The 18271-nt window shown below is 59.5% G+C and carries 19 protein-coding genes and 1 pseudogene; 8 read left to right on the plus strand and 12 right to left on the minus strand.

The genetic code is table 11. The features are described from left to right. The 3 genes and pseudogenes from PSV43_RS20050 to PSV43_RS20060 all read right to left on the minus strand — a co-directional run. A pseudogene (locus PSV43_RS20050) lies at positions 1 to 489 on the minus strand (hypothetical protein); the annotation flags it as partial. 494 nt (positions 490 to 983) lie between these two features. Continuing rightward, positions 984 to 2492: an arylsulfatase gene (locus PSV43_RS20055; protein ID WP_300201723.1), complete on the minus strand. Its 1509-nt coding sequence runs from the start codon at positions 2490 to 2492 to the stop codon at positions 984 to 986. Between the two features lie 2 nt (positions 2493 to 2494). Next, on the minus strand, positions 2495 to 2644 hold the full coding sequence (locus PSV43_RS20060) for a hypothetical protein (protein WP_300201726.1): 150 nt from the start codon (positions 2642 to 2644) through the stop codon (positions 2495 to 2497). 73 nt (positions 2645 to 2717) lie between these two features. Between PSV43_RS20060 and PSV43_RS20065 the strand changes: the two genes are divergently transcribed. Further along, on the plus strand, positions 2718 to 3890 hold the full coding sequence (locus tag PSV43_RS20065; protein WP_300201728.1) for a right-handed parallel beta-helix repeat-containing protein: 1173 nt from the start codon (positions 2718 to 2720) through the stop codon (positions 3888 to 3890). Positions 3891 to 3948: 58 nt separating this feature from the next. On the opposite strand, the gene PSV43_RS20070 is transcribed toward PSV43_RS20065, so the two are convergent. The 4 genes from PSV43_RS20070 to PSV43_RS20085 all read right to left on the minus strand — a co-directional run bounded on the left by PSV43_RS20070 (position 3949) and on the right by PSV43_RS20085 (position 7090). Then, positions 3949 to 5124 (minus strand): serine hydrolase domain-containing protein, encoded by a 1176-nt coding sequence (locus tag PSV43_RS20070; protein WP_300201731.1) that lies wholly within the window; start codon positions 5122 to 5124, stop codon positions 3949 to 3951. Continuing rightward, entirely contained in the window at positions 5121 to 5606 is a 486-nt protein-coding gene (locus PSV43_RS20075) for a hypothetical protein (protein ID WP_300201735.1), read from the minus strand. The genes PSV43_RS20070 and PSV43_RS20075 overlap by 4 nt, the downstream gene beginning before the upstream one ends. 102 nt (positions 5607 to 5708) lie before the next feature. Further along, on the minus strand, positions 5709 to 6284 hold the full coding sequence (locus tag PSV43_RS20080; RefSeq protein WP_300201737.1) for a DUF2062 domain-containing protein: 576 nt from the start codon (positions 6282 to 6284) through the stop codon (positions 5709 to 5711). A gap of 2 nt (positions 6285 to 6286) precedes the next feature. After that, positions 6287 to 7090 (minus strand): undecaprenyl-diphosphate phosphatase, encoded by an 804-nt coding sequence (locus PSV43_RS20085; RefSeq protein ID WP_300201740.1) that lies wholly within the window; start codon positions 7088 to 7090, stop codon positions 6287 to 6289. A 190-nt stretch (positions 7091 to 7280) separates the two neighbouring features. On the opposite strand from PSV43_RS20085, the gene PSV43_RS20090 reads away from it, so the two are divergent. From PSV43_RS20090 to PSV43_RS20100, 3 genes are all read left to right on the plus strand, one after another. Further along, the gene (locus PSV43_RS20090) at positions 7281 to 8135 is read left to right on the plus strand and encodes a M23 family metallopeptidase (RefSeq protein WP_300201743.1); all 855 of its coding nucleotides are present in this window, start codon (positions 7281 to 7283) and stop codon (positions 8133 to 8135) included. 86 nt (positions 8136 to 8221) lie between these two features. Beyond that, entirely contained in the window at positions 8222 to 9685 is a 1464-nt protein-coding gene (locus PSV43_RS20095) for an OmpA family protein (protein ID WP_300201746.1), read from the plus strand. 51 nt (positions 9686 to 9736) lie between these two features. Further along, positions 9737 to 12052, plus strand: a complete 2316-nt coding sequence (locus PSV43_RS20100) for a tetratricopeptide repeat protein (RefSeq protein ID WP_300201748.1) — start codon at positions 9737 to 9739, stop codon at positions 12050 to 12052. A 9-nt stretch (positions 12053 to 12061) separates the two neighbouring features. Here PSV43_RS20100 and PSV43_RS20105 read toward each other — a convergent pair whose 3' ends face one another. Next, the gene (locus PSV43_RS20105) at positions 12062 to 12718 is read right to left on the minus strand and encodes a bifunctional nuclease family protein (protein WP_300201751.1); all 657 of its coding nucleotides are present in this window, start codon (positions 12716 to 12718) and stop codon (positions 12062 to 12064) included. A gap of 53 nt (positions 12719 to 12771) precedes the next feature. Beyond that, complete coding sequence (locus PSV43_RS20110) at positions 12772 to 13389, minus strand: gamma carbonic anhydrase family protein (protein WP_300201754.1); 618 nt, start codon at positions 13387 to 13389, stop codon at positions 12772 to 12774. Positions 13390 to 13460: 71 nt separating this feature from the next. Here PSV43_RS20110 and PSV43_RS20115 point away from each other — a divergent pair, with 71 nt between their 5' ends. Then, positions 13461 to 13733: an HU family DNA-binding protein gene (locus PSV43_RS20115; RefSeq protein WP_300201756.1), complete on the plus strand. Its 273-nt coding sequence runs from the start codon at positions 13461 to 13463 to the stop codon at positions 13731 to 13733. A gap of 57 nt (positions 13734 to 13790) precedes the next feature. Here the strand turns inward: PSV43_RS20115 and PSV43_RS20120 are convergent, their stop codons facing one another. The 3 genes from PSV43_RS20120 to PSV43_RS20130 are packed head-to-tail and all read right to left on the minus strand — an operon-like array spanning position 13791 to position 14772. Continuing rightward, the gene (locus PSV43_RS20120) at positions 13791 to 14081 is read right to left on the minus strand and encodes a CopG family antitoxin (protein WP_300201759.1); all 291 of its coding nucleotides are present in this window, start codon (positions 14079 to 14081) and stop codon (positions 13791 to 13793) included. A 17-nt stretch (positions 14082 to 14098) separates the two neighbouring features. Continuing rightward, positions 14099 to 14377 carry a BrnT family toxin gene (locus PSV43_RS20125; protein ID WP_300201761.1) on the minus strand — a complete coding sequence of 93 codons (279 nt, stop codon included), beginning with the start codon at positions 14375 to 14377 and terminating at the stop codon, positions 14099 to 14101. Positions 14378 to 14394: 17 nt separating this feature from the next. Further along, positions 14395 to 14772: a VOC family protein gene (locus tag PSV43_RS20130; RefSeq protein WP_300201764.1), complete on the minus strand. Its 378-nt coding sequence runs from the start codon at positions 14770 to 14772 to the stop codon at positions 14395 to 14397. A gap of 98 nt (positions 14773 to 14870) precedes the next feature. On the opposite strand from PSV43_RS20130, the gene PSV43_RS20135 reads away from it, so the two are divergent. The 3 genes from PSV43_RS20135 to PSV43_RS20145 form a co-directional block, all read left to right on the plus strand. Then, positions 14871 to 15629, plus strand: a complete 759-nt coding sequence (locus PSV43_RS20135; RefSeq protein WP_300201767.1) for an SDR family NAD(P)-dependent oxidoreductase — start codon at positions 14871 to 14873, stop codon at positions 15627 to 15629. A 482-nt stretch (positions 15630 to 16111) separates the two neighbouring features. Beyond that, positions 16112 to 17572, plus strand: a complete 1461-nt coding sequence (locus tag PSV43_RS20140; RefSeq protein WP_300201770.1) for a malonate decarboxylase subunit alpha — start codon at positions 16112 to 16114, stop codon at positions 17570 to 17572. Further along, positions 17569 to 18271, plus strand: a 703-nt coding sequence (locus PSV43_RS20145; protein WP_300201773.1) for a beta-ketoacyl synthase N-terminal-like domain-containing protein, incomplete at its 3' end; no start/stop codon positions are given. The genes PSV43_RS20140 and PSV43_RS20145, both read left to right, overlap by 4 nt.

Raw genomic sequence — 18271 nt, forward strand, 5'->3', positions numbered from 1 at the left:
GGAGAGCGTCAGCGTAGCTGCACCGTCCTTGATCAATCCAGTGCTGCCACCGAGAGCAGCACTGATCGTCGCCGTTGTATTCGCAGTGATCGTCGAATTCGAAAGAGTCAGTGGATTGCCACCGCCCGCCAGAATGTAGCCCGAGTTGAACACCATGTTCCCCACCGTCACCGCTCCCCCCAGCGTCACCGTACCCGCCGTCCCGCCGAAGATAGCGGAATCCGGCGTCGCGCTGCTCCAGATCGTGTCCCCACTGCCAGTGTTCCAGTTGCCCAATCCATCCGTCCAAGTCCCTGTCCCACCCGTGATGGCACCACCATCCCCAGTGACCTTGTCCCAAGTCAATGTCGCCGCCTGCAATCCTGACCCCACCTCACAGAGGCCCGCCACTGCCACCATCAGAGACAGCACCCCCACGCGGCACCTGTGGCGTGCCGTGGAAGCCCCGGAAAAAAATTTGGCCCCACCACCATCAGGAACGGTTTTCATGGATCGAGTCGTAACAAATATTCTCATTGCATTATTCTTAAAATTTAAAAAAACCGTAGAAACCACAACCACGATCCACTCCCCGCTTAAGAGCATCCGCCTCTTGAGATTCGTGAAGAAGCACATCCTGACGCGGAGCCAGGCTCAATTGTCAGGTAAACCAAACCGCCACACACAATTAATACTTTCTCTTGGCTTCTACACATTGATTGAAAAATCACGACGGTTGTTTTTCATTGTCCGAAATTCGTACAATGAATTAATTTTTATTTGAAAAATAAGATATAGCCTTACCTGAAGGCAAGGATAAAAGTCACCCACAACCGGTCTTGTCAAAGTATCCCCCCGTCAACCCGCCTAAACTATCGCAGGATTGATAGCGCCCGACATCACGGCGGCACAACTCCCCCACGAAATCATCGGCAATAATACTTAGTATCGATTATGAATAGTTTGGGATCAAATGAGCTGCCCAGCGATTCCGTCTAAATCGGTCACCGATCTAGCACCATAATCGGAAAGTCCGCGCTGGGCGCATGCTGCCCGGCCATGATCGCCTTCATCTTGGCAACAAGATCAGGATGCTCCGCAGCAACATCCTTCGTCTCAGCGGGATCAGCAGCAATGTTAAAAAGCTCCTCGGTCGCGGCAGCGGCTTTCGCCTTGCCCTTCCCTTTCGGGGTCAGATTCCGGCGCACGAGTTTCCAGTCGCCCATGCGCAGCATCTGCTGGCCACCGTAACCATGAAATTCGCGGTAGAGAAACTCTCGTGCAGGCTGCTTTTCACCCAGCAGTGTCGGCGCGAAACTGATGCCGTCCGTGCGCGGCGTTTTGCCCTTCGAGCCCACCAGTTCGAGCAGCGTCGGCATCCAGTCCTCAAATCCCGTGATGCGGTCGCTCGTCGTTCCCGCCTTGATCCTACCCCGCCAGCGCACCACGCAGGGCGAGCGGAATCCGCCATCATAGAGCGTACCTTTGCCGTCGCGCCGGCTTTCGTTGGAGTTGAAGAAATCACAGTCGGTGCCAGCAAGCCCTTGATGCGTGCCGGTCAGGGGGCCGTTGTCGCTGACGAAAACAAATACCGTGTCGTCATCCAGACCCAGTTCGGTGATCAGCGCCACCATCCGGCCAATCTCGCGATCCATTCGCGTGATCATCGCCGCATACGCCGCCTTCGGTTTGAAGTGCGGCAGGTAGCCATTGCCACCCGGATACGGCGGATCATCAAACTTGCCCAAGTATTCCTTCAGGGAGTCATCTGGCACCTGCAGAGCCACGTGCGGCACCGTGGTGGGCCAGTAGAGGAAGAACGGCTTGTCCTTGTTTTCGCGCGCAAATTTCAGCGCCTCTTCCGCGATGAGATCCGCAGAGTATTCGCTGCCCATAAAGCGCTCATAGCTCTCCGGCTTCGACGGGTCTTCGTCGGGCCTGAGCTTGTCATTGGAGAGAAACGGCGGGTTCTTGAGCTCGAGGGTGCGGTAGTTGTCCCACAAGTACGTCGGATAATAATTGTGCGCCACCCCCTGACAGTTGTAGCCAAACCAGCGGTCAAAGCCATGCTTCATAGGCTCTCCGGTGGAGCCCGGACCACCCAGCCCCCACTTGCCGAAACCACCCGTGGCATAGCCAAGCGGCCTCATAACTTCCGGGATGAGGATCGTGTCGGCAGGAATGGGAAACTGGCCTTCGTGTTCAGGTTGGCCCATCTTCGGCATGCCCTTGGCATCATCCGCCTGCCTGTTGTCACGAATGAAAGCATGCCCTGGGTGCAAGCCGCTCATCAAAACACAGCGCGACGGCGCGCACACCGCGTTGCCACTGTAATGCTGGGTGAAAAGCATGCCCTCAGCCGCCATGCGGTCAATGCTGGGCGTCTTGATGATCTTCTGCCCGTAGCACCCTAGATCCCCGGGACCGAGATCGTCAGCCATGATGAAAATGACATTGGGCTGGCGCGCATGCACCGTCAGTGTCAGGGCGAGCAGAAAAAAGAGCGGCTTCATCGTCAATGGGAAACGGCAGCGGAAGCCGTTTCTTGTTTCGCATTGGGTTTCGGCAGCGAATCAAGCTTCCATTGCAGCCACAGCGTCAGCAGCAGCATCGCCGCGATGAGCAGGAGAATGATATAAAAACCAGGGCGTGAAAGAAACTTCATGAGCAGAACAGCCAACAATGAAAACAGGCGAAAAAAGCGAGTTTCACTCTGCTCGCACCGTCTTTCCCATGCCATGAAATTTTTCACCCTGCTTGTTCTGTTTTTCGCCGCCCTCCAGTCTGCGCGGGCGCTCCCTGAAGCTGAGCTTCAGCGCTACATCGATGAAGCGATCATAGCCGGCGGCGGTGAAGTCGTTATCCCCCCCGGCGTGCATCTCATCGAGCGTGGCCTCACAGTAAAAAACGCCAAAAAACTGCGCATCATCGGTCTCGATGCCGAAGAAACCGTACTGAAACTTCCCCCCGTAGCCTATGCCCTCGCGTCAGGTGCTACCGCTGCAGGCGCAACAACCATCCCGGTGAAAAACCAGCGCGGCTTCAAGCCAGGCATGCGTTTGAAGATCGAGGCCGATGGCGAGCTCGACAGCTTCACCAAGAAGCCCAAGCCCTATCATCTCGCCATCGTGAAAGCGGTCAATAATGAGTCAATCCAACTCGAAGCACCGCTGAAGTTCCCCATTCCCGCTGACACCATGATCCGCCACGAAGACGCGCCCAACCTCATCGAAATTCGCGGAGCCAGCGAAGACGTCCGCATTGAAAAGCTCACACTCGATGGGGGCCGCGTGCCGGGCGATCCACCGATTCACGGCCACGCGCAGCTCTGCGCCGTATTTGCCTCCGGAACCTACAGCTACGAAAAAGGCCCCACGGGACCCAAGGTGAAGAAGCTGAGCATCTCACGCTGCTTCATCCAGAACTGCCACGGTCGCGGTATCGCCTTGTATTCAGTGGAGGGAGCCGAGATCGACGACTGCACCATTCGTGACACCGCCGATGAAGCAATCGACTTCGACCACTTCACCACGAAGTCCATCGCCACGCACAACCACATCGCCCGTTGCCACATCGGCGTGGAATTGAATGACGCCAACGACTGCCTCGTCGCCGGCAATGAATTCCGCGAATGCGGCACCGGCATCAATCTCTGGCGCTGGTGCAAACAGCCCGGCCTGAACGAGGGCAATATCATCGTGAAGAACCTGTTTGATCACATGCATGGAAACGCCGTGCGGATCGCCACTGGCACGAAAGGCAACACCGTTGCCCAAAATGAAATCATCGCCCCCGGCAAGAACGGCATCATCATCTCCGGAGAAGCCCAGATCGTGAAGGCCAACAAAATCACCGCCAGCGGCATGAAGCCCATCGTTATTCAGGAAGGAAAACACGACATCTCCGAATGACAGCCCCGAAGAGCGCACGCTCCTAAGCTTGGATGAAAAGCTAAGCCTGTAAGTTGAATCACCCACCGTACAACGCCCGCACCAGCCCCAGCGCACGCTCACCCGGCAACGCTCCAATTTCCATCTGGTTCATCGTGTAGGCAAAACTGATCCCATTCTCAGGATCCGCAAAAGCAACGCTGCCACCCGCGCCAGGGTGCCCATAGGCACGTCGGCTCGGGCCATAGAGCTGACGCAGTTTGCCCCCCTCAGACTCAGCGTCCTCGTTCAAGGGGTCCTGCATCATGCCAGTGGAAAAAGCGATGGGAGTCTGCAGCACGGCATCGCTCTCCTGCGTGAGCGTCTGCTCGAGCCGGCGCACCACCGTTTCAGGCACCATCTGCGCACCGTTCCAAATTCCGCCTTGCGCCAGCATCGCGTAAAATTGGCCGAGCCCCTTCGCATTGCCCACCCCACCCATGCTTGCATAGCCGCGCGACCACATTTCACTTTGATTGAAATCACTGACGGCGTTCAGGCCGAAAGGCGAGGTGAAGGTACGCTGCGTCAGCGTGCCTCCCGTGTTGAAGGCTTTGATGAAAGGCTGCTCGCTGTTCCCAATGCTCATCTTCCCCGGATACACCGGCGACACGCGATCCCACTGCGCGCTGGGCAGCCCGATCCAGAAATCGAGCCCCATCGGACGGCCAAAAACCTCATGAAAATACTCACCAAGCGATTCCGCCTCCGTGAGACGCCTCACGATTTCATCCATCAAAAACCCGAAGGTCCGCGCGTGGTAGCCCTGCCTCGTACCAGGCTCCCACAAGGGCTGCTGATGTTCCAGCGCCTGAATCACGGCATCATAGTTGTCGATGGGCGCGCGTTCATCCAAAGCGCACAAGCCAGCGGTATGCGAGAGCAGCTGGATCAAGGTAACGTTGGATTTTCCCCCACCGACAAAATCCGGCCACACGTCCGCCACAGGGGATTCCAAAGGGATGCCCGCCTCTTCGAGCGCGAGCAGGCAGCACACCGCAGCTGGCCCTTTGGTGGCAGACCAGACGGGAACGAGCGTGTCGTGGTCCCACTCACGACTGTGTGTCCTGTCACGATGACCTTGCGCGAGGTTCAGCACCTCCCGCCCATGCTGCCAGATGGAAACCGAAGCCCCCAACTCCCCGCGAGTACTGAAGCTCTCCTCGAAGAACGCACGAACGGCATGGAGACTGTCAGGACTGCCGGGAAAACTCATGCGTGATGGGACTCCAATTGGGCCCGTAAACCATCGAGATCGCGGTCTTTTTTGGCATGCTGGCGCAGCTCACCATCCATCTCGAACGCCCGCTGCAAATAGGTCAGTGATTTGTCCACGTGACCGAGGCAGGCATGGTAGCAGCCCATATTGTAATAATAGACCGGCTTGGCCCTCAGGGTGGCGGGGCCACGCGAAAGCATATCCACCGCCTCCAGGGTACGCCCGAGTTCATGCAGACAGAAAGCCGCATGAATGAAGCCGCCGGGTTCCATCGGCTCCTCGGAACAAAGCCTCAGGGCCAGCGCCAGCGCCTCGGCCCACCGGTGCCCGCTCATCAGGCACAGCAGGGTGATCTCGATCACATCCACCCGGTTGTGCATTTCCGCCGGCAGCGGAGACAATTCCACCCGAGCCTCGTCAAAGAGACCCAGCTCCACGTAGCCTTGGGCGGCGATGATCCTGCGTTCAGCTTCGGTCATTTTTTGAATGTGTATGGCCAGATGAGAACGCAAAGCATGGACAGGAACAAGGTTTTTTGTGCCTGATCACATTCAAAAGCGGTTCATCCACACCTCTGCGCATCAAACAGCGACCGCCTTCACCCCTCGCAATTTCTTGGCCACCTCCATCCGAGAACCAATTTCCCAGCAACTCCAAGTGGCGACGTAGCTGACGAGTGAGGCCACCGCCCCGAGGATGATGCCGCCCACCAGCATCACTGGCGCATGCTCCTTGAGCACGATCCAGGCTTCCACCATCGACTCGGGCAGATGCTTGGGAAACGGCGAGGTGGGCACCGTGGTGTACAGAGCCAGCACCCATTTGCCGATGGTGTACTCCAGCCAGGCCAGGAACGGCCCCGTGACAGGATTGCTCAACCAGCACATGGCGAGGGCGATGGGGATGTTTACCCGGAAAATGGCGGCCAGGATGACGGCGGAAGGCATCTGGATGGGCAGCAGTTGCAAGGTGATAAACATCCCCACAGCCATGCCGCCAGAGAGCGTATGCTGTGTGGGCTTCCACACCCGCTTGTCGAGGAAGTGCCGGGCAAACCACCGCCGCGTAGGACTTTGCCGCAGTTTGCGCGGATGCTTGAGGAAGCGGATGGTCTTGAACACCGAACGGCGAAACCAGCCCCGGGCGAAAGCGATCATGATCAGTTTCCTCCCCCATTATAAACCCACATCAGCAACGCACTGCCGAGCGCGATACGATACCAGGCGAAACCGTTGAACGTGTGCCCCTGCACAAAACGAATGAGCCACTTCACCACGATGAAGGCAAACACGGCAGACACCACCGTACCAAGAACGACCATGCCCCAGTCTTCCTGCCCCGCCTCACCATCCTTGATCGCTGAGAGGATTTTATACGCCCCGGCCGCCATCAACGTGGGAATGCCCAGCAGGAACGAAAACTCGGTGGCCGCAGGTCGTGACACACCAAAAGCCAGCGCCATCAGGATGCTCGCCCCAGAACGCGAGGTGCCGGGAAATACCGCCGCCAGCAACTGCGCCAGCGCCACAGCGACCACGACCGCCCACGTGATATCCGCCGTTCCCTCCTTGCCCTTGTGCAAAAACTCCAGCACGAGGATGATGAAACCACCAATCAACGTCGCCCAGGCCACGGGCGGGATCGTCTCCGGCAGCTTGACTCCGAACTTCTTGATCATCAAACCACCCACGGCGGTGATGAAGAACGCCACAAACAGCTTAGCCAGGTAATCTCGCGTGCTGGCATCTCCTAAAGTGGTGGCCAGATGCTTCAACCGTTCCGTAAACACAACCAGCACCGCCAGTACGGCACCGCTTTGGATCACCACATTGAACAAGTCGCTTTTCTGCGGCAGCCAGTGCAGATTTTGTGGAATGAGAAGGTGCCCGGTGGAGGAGATGGGCAGGAATTCGGTGACACCTTCAATGATGCCGAGGAGAATGATCGCAAGCCAGTCGGGCATGGCGTAAATAGGGAGGGATTAGGGAAAGAGCACCGCACAATCAGGCGGGCCGCGCAGTTTGCAAGCCCCCTGCACTTCACTCGATGCATTGAACCTGATAATTTACAGCAAGCCGCCAATCTCTTCCTCCGCAATGGTTTTTCAGACTGGCCTTTGCAACGTTTTCGACTACCGTCATCCTCCCTCCGGCATGCCAGCCAGTGCCCCCCATTCATCCACCACGTTGTCCGACCGCCATTTTCTTTGGTGGCGAGCGGTAGTGTGCGCCTGCGCCACGCTGCTGCTGACACTGCCTGCCGCTGCTCAGTCCGGCACGTCGATACGCCTGCGCCTGGCGGATGGCTTTGATTTTCCCGTGGGCAAGCCGGACGCTGAAGGCTTTTACAAAGCCCGCGGCTATTGGCCGAATGGCCATCTGGGTGAGGACTGGAACGGCAACGGCGGCGGCGACTCCGACCTCAGGGCACCGATTTACGCCATGGGCCGTGGTGTGGTGATTTTTTCACAAAACATCGGTGACGGCTGGGGAAACTGCATCTTGGTGCGCCACATTTTCCGCGAAGCCGATGGTAAAATCGCCATGGTGGACTCCCTCTACGCCCACCTGCATGAGCGCAAAGCAAATCTGCATGACCTTGTCGAGAAGGGCCAGATCGTCGGCACCATGGGGGGCAACAACGGCATGTACCCCGTGCATTTGCACTTCGAAGTGCGCAAAAATCTCCAGATCGGCATGAACCGCTCCTCGTTCGCTCGCGATTCCTCCAATTACTACAGCCCGACAGCCTTCATCAATGCGCGCCGCGTCCTGCCTTCCAGCATGCAAAAATACGCGGTGCCCGTGAACAATTTCGCCCCCTATGGCCGGGCGTTGGCGGACACCAACAGTGATGGCGCGCGCGCCTCCAGTGTGGACATCCCCTCTTTCAGAGGCGGCTCCGATACTAGCAAGGATGACCCAAACCAGGATGATGACTTCTGGTCACGCCTGAAAGCCAAAATGCGTGCCGGACAAACTACGGACGCAACCGAAGAAAAACGCTGAGCAGGCAGCAGCACATAATACACCTTGATTCATCGCCACCCGTGGTGGCATCTTTGCTGCTGTTCTAGGACAGCTTACCCCCGGCCATGCAATTCCCGTCCCGCTCCACCCCTCCTCGCTCCGTTTACGGCGGCAGTCTCGCACCTGTTCTCATCGTCGTTGCCGCGCTCGTGCTCAGCACCGCCATCTTCTTCCTCTTCACCAAAAAGAAAATCCAGGCCCAAAACGACGCCATCGCAGAGAAGGCAGCCGCCACCGCTTCAGCCGCCAAGGCAGACGCACCGGCAGTTCCTGCCACACAGCCTCCCCCGCCAAAGCCCCCGAAGCCTGCACCACCCGCTTTTGCCTTTGCCCGCCCCCTTGATCTGGGCAGGCAGTTGGTGCGCAGCCTCACCACCGGAGATTTCGCCACCGCTGGCAAGCTCGCCGCCGCCTCCGATGCGGGGCAGTCAGACAGTGCCGCCAAGCTCTTTGAAAAACTCGCCGCCATGGGCTACAAACCTGCGGCGGAGGATCAGGTGGAACTGCTCGGTCTCGTCGAGAACCGCACCCGCATCACCCTCCCCTTTCTCATGCCAGGCTCGCAGGAATCCGTACGCGTCCAGCTTGATCTGGAGCGTGACGACAAAATGGGCTGGAAAGTTGCCAAAGCCACCCTCCCAAAAGCCATGAGCGGCGCCATCGCAGCCATGCCGGCCACGCTGCCCGCAGCTCCTGCACCAGGCAAACCTGGCACGCCTGCACCGCCCTCCGCCGCCCCCCCCACCGCAGCCACATCCATGAAGCCGCTTTTCACAGTTGAAGACGGCACCGACGCACTGACCTTTGCCAGCGATTTTGTCCGTCACCTCTTGAAGCACGACTTCACTGCCGCACGCGCTTTTGTGGATGATGCAAAAGTGCCGGTCGAGCGCCTCCTTGGCCTCTGCATCGTATTTGAAGAAGGTCAGTATTCCCTGAATCCGGCCAAGCCCCTCATCGTGACCATTGCCAACCCCGAAGTCTCCTGGGTCATTGCCCAGGTTCAGTCGGAGTCCCTCCAGCAAAACACCGAATTCGGCGTGGAACTCAAACGCGCAGACATCGCCCAGCCATGGAAAATCGTGGGGCTCAATCTCTCCGACATCCTCGGCTCCTTTGCCAAGAGCGCCTCCAAACTCGGCGTTCCCTACACTCCCATCGTGAAGAACCCCAAAGGCGGCGAATCGCTCGCGCTCTACTTTGAATACGACCGCGCTGAACTCCACCCCCGCGCGCTGAAGCAGCTCGAAGTCATCTCCGCACTGATGAAGGCCGACCCCTCCAAGAAGCTGCGCATCGCCGGCCACACCGACGAAAAAGGCGAAGATGACTACAACATCCGCCTCTCACATGGACGTGCGGAGGCAGTGAAAAAGCAGCTCGCCGTCCTCGGCGTCCCTGCCGGACAGGTGGAAACCTCCGGCCTTGGCAAAGCCCAGCCCCTCAGCCCGAACAAAAAGTCCGACGGCACCGACGACCCCGAAGGCCGCAGCCACAATCGCCGCGCTGAAATCTACCTCGATTTCTGATTCTTCCTCGCGTCTTGCACCGTTGTCGCGTCCGCCTAGTCTGGCGTACGCATGAAGAAAAAGACCCCACCTGCCCCACCACCTCCCGAATCATCGTGGAAGGCCGGGTTGTTTATCGGTGGCATTGCCGCAGGCGTGGCGGGCTTGATCGCATGGGCCTTGTGGCCCCAGAGAAATTACACGCCACTGCCCACCCCCGTCGTGGTCTCCCTCGCGAAGGCTGAACCGTATGCCTTGCCGGACGAAAAAAAGGTCTTCGCCCAGTACGCAGGCTCCCAGAGCTGCCGCGAATGCCACGCCGATCAGTTCGCCAAATGGCAGGGCTCCCATCACGGCCTCGCTGAACGCAAACCAGACCCCAAACTCGACGACCCGGGATTTGTCCCCACCCGCACCTTCCAGCACGGCACTCAGACGACCGAAGTCCGAAAAAACGGCAGCAACTACGAACTGACCGCCCTCGGCTTCGGCAACAAAATCACCCCCTATCGCGTCGAACGCGTCATCGGCCACGATCCCCTGCGCCAGTTCCTTGTCGATGGCGGCAAGGGGCGCCTGCAGGCCATGGAAGCATGCCTCGATCCCAAGAAAAACGAGTGGTTCAATGTCTATGGCAATGAAGACCGCAAACCCGGCGAATGGGGTCACTGGACCGGTCGTGGCATGGTGTGGAACCAGATGTGTGCAACCTGCCACAACACCCGCCTCCGCAAAAACTACGACGCCAAGACCGACAGCTACCAAACCACCATGGCCGAGATGTCCGTGAGCTGCGAATCCTGCCACGGCCCCATGAAGCCGCACAACACCTGGCAGCACGCCCACCCCGGAGCCAAAGGCGATCCCACCCTCACGAAATTCACCCGCGACCAGCACATCGAAAACTGCGCCGGATGCCACGCCCTGCGCGGCGAAGTCACCGGCGATTTCGTCCCCGGCGAATCTTTCTGGGATCACTACCACCTGACCATCACCGATCAAAGCGACACCTTTTACCCCGACGGCCAGATTCACGGCGAAGACTACGAGTTCAGCAGCTTCCTCAGCAGCCGCATGCACAACGCCGGCGTGCGGTGCATGGACTGCCATGACATGCACAGCATGAAGACCCTCCTGCCTGGCAACCAGCTCTGCATGCGCTGTCACACCCCCGGCGGCTTCCCCAATGCCCCCCCCATCATGCCGGAGGCCCACAGCTTTCACCAGACCGCCAGCACCGGAAACCAATGCGTCAACTGCCACATGCCGCAGACAGTTTACATGCAGCGCCACCCGCGCCACGACCACGGCTTCACCATCCCCGACCCTCTCCTCACCAAGCAGTTCAACGTCCCGAACGCCTGCAACAAATGCCACACCGACAAAACCACCGACTGGGCCCTCGAAGCCACCCAGAAATGGTGGGGCCCCAAAATGGAGCGCAAAACGCGCACCCGCGCCACGCTCATCGCCAAAGCACGTCAGGGCGATGAAGAAGCCCGCTCCGGCCTCGTGGATCTCCTCAGCAGCGATGAAATCCCCCACTGGAAAGCCAGCGCCACACTGCTTCTAGACCGCTGGATTGACCAGCCAGCAGTGCAAACCGCCGTCACCGCCCAATTGCAGCACCCTCATCCGCTCGTGCGCGCAAGCGCCATCCGCACCCTCGAACCCATGCTGCAAAGCGGCACCATTCGCTCCGCCATCGAGCCCCTGCTCAACGACCCCGTGCGCGGCGTCCGTGTCTCCGCCGCCTGGGCACTGCGTGAAAGCCTCCATCTCGACTCCGCCGCCGGCCAGGACCTGCAGCACATGCTCAACTGGAACGCCGACCAGCCCAGCGGTCAGATGCAGCTCGCCCAGTTCGAGTTCGCCCGCCGCAGCATTGCCGCCGCCATCCAGCACATGGAAACCGCCATTCGCTGGGATCCCAACTCACCGCCGTTTCATCACGACCTAGCGATGATGTACAGCACCACCGGCCAGACCCAGCTCGCCATCGCCAAGCTGCGCGACACCATCAAACTAGCCCCCAATCACGCCGACTATCATTACGAACTCGGCCTCGCCCTCAGCGAAACCGGCGACATGCCCGCCGTCATTCAATCCCTCCAGGAAGCCACCCGCCTCGATCCCTCTCTCTCCCGCGCCTGGTACAATCTCGGCCTCGCCAAAAACGGCCAGGGAGACATCCCCGGCGCACTCGATGCCCTGCAACGCGGCGAACTCGCCAACCCCCGCGACCCCGGCATCCCCTACGCCCGCGCCACCATCCTCGCCCAGCAAAACCGCAGACCCGAAGCCCTCGCCGCACTCGATCGCACCTTAAAAATCAACCCCGGCCACGGCGAAGCCATGCAACTCCGCGCCGCTTTGACGCGACGCTGATCGCACCCCTCACCCGTCCGCCTTCTTCCACTCCTCGCCTTCTTCGTCGTCATCATCCCCGCCGAAGCCGTCGTCATATTCATCCTCCCCCTTGCCCGGCTCGATACCAGCAATCGTGTTGATGTCTTCATCGCTGAACTCATCAACGTCCTCGATGTCGTCATCATCATCATCATCGTGGTCCTCCTCCTCAGCGGCTTCAGCAGCCTGCTGCACCTCCAGTCCTTTCTTTTCGATCTGGGCCAGCGTGCCGCTCACATCCTCCACCGAATCCCACACGCTCTTGGCCACAAAAATCGGCGCGCTTTGCTGCACCGCCATGGCGATGCTGTCGCTCGGGCGCGCATCCAGTTCGATCACCTTCCGCGTCGTTTGCAGTTCGTTCTCAGCCGAGATGATCAGCCGTGCATGAAACACGCTGCCATTGATGTTGTTGATGACCACGCGCTCCACCCGCGCGCCAAACGCCAGCAGCAGATGCCCCACCAGATCATGCGTCAGCGGCCGCTCCTTGGACACACCCCGCATGAACATGGAAATCGCCGTGCCCACCGACTCGTCGATGTAGATCACGAAGACCTTGGTTTCATTGCCCAGGAAAACAGCAAAGCTGCCCTCCAGCGGCAGCACCGCACGCACCTGCACTTCGATGACGTCATTGTTCATTAAGCTCAATTAAAAACCGCACGCAGCCCAATGGCAACACGCACAGTGGCTTTTTATGCGCCTAAAAGCGATGCACCAGGGATCTCCACCACCCCGCCTCCCAGTCCCATCGCCAGGTAGCGCCGCGACACCTCCACATACTTCAGCGCCAGCTTCGCATTGCCTTGCTGCTCCTCCACAGACAGCACCCGCACCACCCGCGCCGGCGAGCCCACCACCAGCGACCCCTCCGGGATCACGGTGTTTTTAGTCACCAAAGCCCCCGCCGCAATGATGCTGCGCGCGCCGATCTGAGCACCGTCCAAAATGATCGCCCCCATCCCCACCAGCACCTCATCTCCCACCGTGCAGGCATGCACCACAGCGCGGTGCCCCACCGTCACGCGTTCGCCCAGCACACACGCGCAGTCATCACTCACATGCAGCACACAGCCGTCCTGCACATTGCTCTGAGCACCCACGATGATGCGGTTAATGTCACCCCGTAGGACCGAGCCGTACCAAACGCTGGACTCCTCCCGCAGTTCCACCGCGCCCAGCACGATCGCTCCAGGCGCTATAAAGACCCCAGCAGCCACAGCAGGCTGCGAGTCAGGAAGCAAGAATTTCTTGAGTGTTTCCATCGCAGGAAGAAAGATTTTATGATTGTAGAACGAAACGGAAAGCGCCATAAAAAGCGCCGAATCTCGTTCATTCTGCAACGGACTCGCCTGCAATCCAACAACGAATCACACACACGCCCATGAACAAAGCTCAACTCATCGACGCCGTGCAGGAAATTCTAGGTGGAGACACCTCCAAACGGGCCGCCTCTGAAGCTCTCGACGCCGTCCTCCAGGCCATCACCAAAGGCGTGAATAAGGAACCCGTGCAGCTCATCGGCTTCGGCACCTTCAAGCCCGTTAACCGCAATGCACGCATGGGCCGCAATCCCAAGACCAAGGAGCCCGTGGAAATCAAAGCCTCCAAGACCGTACGCTTCGTCCCCTCCGCAGCCCTCAAGAGCTCCCTCTAAAACGCGTCCCCATTCCTTCACCCGCGCTTCGGTCATGGGCGCGCGGGTTTTTATGCCTCAATCCTTCAACTCCTGCTCCATGCGCTCACTCAGCCACTGCTTGATCATGCTCTGGTAGTTCAGGTACCGGCGGCGTGCCACCCGCTTGATCCGGCTCAACATGCGCGGATCAAACCGCAGCGTGATCGTCGTGGACTCACGCACATCCGCGCGATGAATGGACGCCTGCATCAGCCGTGCATCGAGTTGATGCGCGGCCCAGTAATTTCCTTCGGCCTCCTCGCCATCAAACGCTGGCACGTCTTTCCAGGCTCGGACAGGCTTCAAATCGGCAGGGGCTGTTTCCATGATATTGGTAGTTGAAATCAAAGTTCCTCCGCCTTCTTGCGCTCAAAAAATTCATGCTCCCCCGGAGTCATCACCCGCGCGAAGATGACGCGGTAGCGTTTGCCATCGGTCCAGAACACACTGAACACCGACTTGCCCTGAAGTGACTTGCCCAGATTGTAGTAGCGCGCCTCCGCGCTCCCCTGCTGACCGTCCGGCAGCAGTTTGATCGAAAACGGATCCTCAAACGACTCCTCAATATCCTTGGGCGGAAGCATTGAGAGGTCAAAAGCGGCGCCGATCCAGTCAAAGTCCATAGAGTTGTATTACGAGATTATTTCCGGTATTCGATCAGTTCTATCTCATAACCCTCAGGAGCGTCAATGAAAGCAAATACCCCGCTCGAACTTGGCGTCGGTCCATCCGAGAGCGGATAACCCAGCGCCGCAGCATGTTTCGCAAACTCTTCAATGCTCTCCACCTCAAACGCCAGATGCGTCAAATCACTGCAAAACGTCACCTGCCCGCTCGCCGGAAAGCTGCAAATTTCAATCAGTTCATCGCTGTTCGGCGTCTCCAGAAAGACCAGCTCAGACCCGCGCGGTGACTTGTGCCGCCGCACTTCCTTCAGCCCGAGCACCTGCGTGTAAAAGTTGATCGTCTTGTCGAGATCGTTCACCCGGTAGCGGGTATGGAGAAGTTTTTTGACCATGATCCTGCACCTATGCCACAGCCCGCCGGACGTAGCAAATGATCCTCCTTGTAGAGGAAAGCTTGATGTGACAGCCGACGTCTTTTAAAACCTCTCACATGATCTCCATCGACCTCACAGGCAAAGTCGCCCTCATCACCGGCGCATCGCAGGGCATCGGCACTCAAGTCGCCCGTACGTTCCATCAAGCAGGTGCCACGGTTGTCATCAATCACCTCGGCACCCCGGACACAACCCTCAGCGCACAAGCACTCGCCGACGAACTCAACCTCCTCCGCACCGACAGCGCCAGCATCATCGCAGCAGATGTCGCCAAGCCCGAGCAAGTCCAAACCATGATGGGAGACATTCAGGCACGTCATGGCGGACTCGATTACCTCATCAACAATGCCGCCATCATCAAGGACCGCACCATCGCCAAAATGGGTCTCGATGAATGGGACGCAGTCATCGACGTAAACCTCTCCGGCGTGTTCTACTGCTGCAAGTACGCCCTCGAAATCATGCGCGATCACGGTGCCATCGTCAGCTTCGGCAGCATCGCCGCCATTCAGGGCTTCTTCGGTCAGGCCAACTACGCCGCCGCCAAATCCGGCGTGCAGGCCATGATGCGCGTCCTCAGCCGCGAAGCCGCCCGCAAACAGATACGTGCCAACGCCATCGCACCCGGTGTCATCGACACCGCCATGGCCGCCACCATCCCCGAAAACGTCCGCGCCGAGATGATCAAAAACGTCCCCCTCGCCCGCTTCGGCACCACCGAAGAAGTCGCCCACGTCGTCCTCTTCCTCTGCTCACCCCTCGCATCCTACGTCACCGGCCAGACCATCGAAATCAACGGCGGCTGGAGAGGCTGAAAGGAGCACAGCGAAGCGCATCAACGGCGGACGAACACATAATGCCACGATTCACTGAAACCAAGTCTGCGTCTTCAGCCCTGAAGGGGCTGCGTAATACAGCCCAGGGTCAGCCGAGCCTAAGCGAGGCGACCCTGGGTGATGACGTTCTTACAGGGAAGCAAAGCCAGCGCCATCTTCGCGCGCCGCGCTCACCAGCAGCGTTTGTCTCGCCGCCCCGTCCGCTCTTCCAGATCCAGCGCGGCAGATCTAGGCTGCGCCCTCACACATCTCCCACTCCCCGCAAACTCGATGCGCCATGCACACAGACCCGTTTTCTAATGTTGATGGTTCAATAAAGGCCAAAGGAGTCATCGGGCTTGCGGCACAACCTCCTTCCCGAACCATTTCATCATTGGAGCTTCGTCATTCTGGCTTCCTCATTGGATCGGCTCCGATTAAATCATCCCCTCCTTAGCGCCCCTCCCGCATCTCCCCACCCCATGCGCGCCCCCGCCCTCATCGCCACCGCTGACGAAGCCATCGCCGCCATCCCCAGCGGCTCCACCATCGCCGTGAGTGGTTTCGTCGGCTCCGGTCATCCCGAGATGCTCACGCTCGCCCTCGAACGGCGCTTCCTGCAAACCGGCACCCCCACCGACCTCACCCTCTACTACTGCGCCGGTCAGGGAGACCGGGCAGAGCGCGGCCTAAATCACCTCGCCCATCGCGGCCTGCTCAAGCGCATCATCGGCGGCCACTGGAACCTCGCGCCAAAGCTCGGCGCACTCGCACTCGCCAACGAAGTCGAAGCGTACAATCTGCCCCAGGGAGTCCTCAGCGTGCTCACACGCGAAATCGCCGCCAAGCGCCCCGGCCTCTTCACTCAGGTCGGACTCAACACCTTCATCGACCCCGTGAACGGCGGCGGCATGATGAACGCCCGCACCACCGAACCCCTCGTCGAACGCATCGAACTCGATGGCCAAATCTGGCTGCGCTATAAGTCGATGCCGATCCACGTGGCGCTGATTCGCGCCACGTATGCCGATGCACGCGGGAATCTGAGCATGGACCGCGAAGGCATCATCAGCGAGGTCCTGCCCATGGCGCAGGCGGCGAAAAACCACGGCGGCATCGTCATCGCCCAAGTCGAAAGCATCGTCGATCAAATCCCCGATCCCAAGTCCGTCCGCATTCCCGGCATCCTCGTGGATTACATCGTCCCCTCCGGCGGCCTCCACCATGACCAGACCTTCAGCGAGGTGTTCAACCAAGACTTCGTGGTCACCAGCGATGGCTCGTTCACCCTGCCCCCGATGAAGGAATGCGAACGCAAACGCATCGGCACGCGTGCCCTTCGCGAAGTGCGCCGTGGCGACATCGTGAACCTCGGCATCGGCCTGCCGGAAGCGGTGGCCATGGTCGCGGCGGAAACCGGGCGTTTGAGTGAATTCACGCTCACCGTTGAAAGCGGCCCTACCGGGGGCGTACCCGCCTCCGGCCTCAGCTTTGGTTGCAGCCATTTCCCCGAGGCGATCATCGACCAGCCATCGCAATTCGATTTCTACGACGGCGGCGGACTCGACATCGGCGTGCTGGGTGCTGTCGAGATTGACGCCGAAGGCAGCGTGAACGTGACCAGCTTCGCGGGGCGCTTCGCCGGTGTTGGCGGTTTCGCCAACATCGCCCAATGCGCGCGCCGACTGGTGTTCTGCTGCACCTTCAAGGCGAAAGAGAACGCGAAATTTGTCAATCACATCCAGCACGTCTGCTTCCACGGCCCATCTGCCCTCGCCCGAGGCCAGCAGGTGCTCTACGTGACCGAACGCGCCGTATTTGAACTCACGCCGCAGGGCCTGCGCCTCATCGAAATCGCCTCCGGACTCAATCTACAAACCGACGTGCTTGATCAAATGCAGTTCAAGCCCGTGCTCGCCGAAACCATTTCCATCATCACATGAAACCCGTTTACATCATCGACGCCAAGCGCACCCCCATCGGCCGCTTCGGCGGCGGCCTCAAAGCCCTCACCGCCGCAGAACTCGGCCACGCCCTCGGCGATGCCATGCTTCCCCAAGAACTGCGCGCCCACATCCAGCAGGTCATCCTTGGCCAGGTTCTCCAGGCAGGCGCAGGCATGAACGTCGCACGTCAGATCGCCCTCAAGCTCGGCATCCCTCAAGAATTCCCCGCCTACACCATCAACATGGCCTGCGGCTCCTCCCTCAAAGCCGTAGCTCTCGCCGCCGATGCCATCCGCTCGGGTGAAAACGATCTCGTACTCGCCGGTGGTGTGGAACTGATGAGTCGCGCCCCACATTACGCCATGGATCTGCGCTTCGGCAAAAAGCTCGGCGATTCCTCAATGCAAGACGCCATGTTCGTCGATGGCCTCACCGACCCCCTGCTCAAAATCGGCATGGGCGAAACCGCCGAACGAATCGCCGACAAACACAGCATCACACGCGCCGAACAAGACGCCTTCGCCGCCCTCAGCCAAAGCCGCGTCGCCGCCAGCCGCACCGCCCTTAGCCGCGAGATCATTCCCGCCGGCGACCTCACCGAAGACGAGCACCCACGCGCCGACACCACCGCCGAATCCCTCGCCAAACTAAAGCCAGCCTTCCGCAAAGACGGCACCGTCACCGCCGGCAACGCCT

Source organism: Prosthecobacter sp. (assembly GCF_029946185.1).
GTDB lineage: Bacteria > Verrucomicrobiota > Verrucomicrobiia > Verrucomicrobiales > Verrucomicrobiaceae > Prosthecobacter.

Bases quoted from the DNA above. Each gene is read 5' to 3' on its own strand.
- PSV43_RS20055 (WP_300201723.1), bottom strand. From the start codon at position 2,492: ATGAAGCCGCTCTTTTTTCTGCTCGCCCTGACACTGACGGTGCATGCG.
- PSV43_RS20060 (WP_300201726.1), bottom strand. From the start codon at position 2,644: ATGAAGTTTCTTTCACGCCCTGGTTTTTATATCATTCTCCTGCTCATC.
- PSV43_RS20065 (WP_300201728.1), top strand. From the start codon at position 2,718: ATGAAATTTTTCACCCTGCTTGTTCTGTTTTTCGCCGCCCTCCAGTCT.
- PSV43_RS20070 (WP_300201731.1), bottom strand. From the start codon at position 5,124: ATGAGTTTTCCCGGCAGTCCTGACAGTCTCCATGCCGTTCGTGCGTTC.
- PSV43_RS20075 (WP_300201735.1), bottom strand. From the start codon at position 5,606: ATGACCGAAGCTGAACGCAGGATCATCGCCGCCCAAGGCTACGTGGAG.
- PSV43_RS20080 (WP_300201737.1), bottom strand. From the start codon at position 6,284: ATGATCGCTTTCGCCCGGGGCTGGTTTCGCCGTTCGGTGTTCAAGACC.
- PSV43_RS20085 (WP_300201740.1), bottom strand. From the start codon at position 7,090: ATGCCCGACTGGCTTGCGATCATTCTCCTCGGCATCATTGAAGGTGTC.
- PSV43_RS20090 (WP_300201743.1), top strand. From the start codon at position 7,281: ATGCCAGCCAGTGCCCCCCATTCATCCACCACGTTGTCCGACCGCCAT.
- PSV43_RS20095 (WP_300201746.1), top strand. From the start codon at position 8,222: ATGCAATTCCCGTCCCGCTCCACCCCTCCTCGCTCCGTTTACGGCGGC.
- PSV43_RS20100 (WP_300201748.1), top strand. From the start codon at position 9,737: ATGAAGAAAAAGACCCCACCTGCCCCACCACCTCCCGAATCATCGTGG.
- PSV43_RS20105 (WP_300201751.1), bottom strand. From the start codon at position 12,718: ATGAACAATGACGTCATCGAAGTGCAGGTGCGTGCGGTGCTGCCGCTG.
- PSV43_RS20110 (WP_300201754.1), bottom strand. From the start codon at position 13,389: ATGGCGCTTTCCGTTTCGTTCTACAATCATAAAATCTTTCTTCCTGCG.
- PSV43_RS20115 (WP_300201756.1), top strand. From the start codon at position 13,461: ATGAACAAAGCTCAACTCATCGACGCCGTGCAGGAAATTCTAGGTGGA.
- PSV43_RS20120 (WP_300201759.1), bottom strand. From the start codon at position 14,081: ATGGAAACAGCCCCTGCCGATTTGAAGCCTGTCCGAGCCTGGAAAGAC.
- PSV43_RS20125 (WP_300201761.1), bottom strand. From the start codon at position 14,377: ATGGACTTTGACTGGATCGGCGCCGCTTTTGACCTCTCAATGCTTCCG.
- PSV43_RS20130 (WP_300201764.1), bottom strand. From the start codon at position 14,772: ATGGTCAAAAAACTTCTCCATACCCGCTACCGGGTGAACGATCTCGAC.
- PSV43_RS20135 (WP_300201767.1), top strand. From the start codon at position 14,871: ATGATCTCCATCGACCTCACAGGCAAAGTCGCCCTCATCACCGGCGCA.
- PSV43_RS20140 (WP_300201770.1), top strand. From the start codon at position 16,112: ATGCGCGCCCCCGCCCTCATCGCCACCGCTGACGAAGCCATCGCCGCC.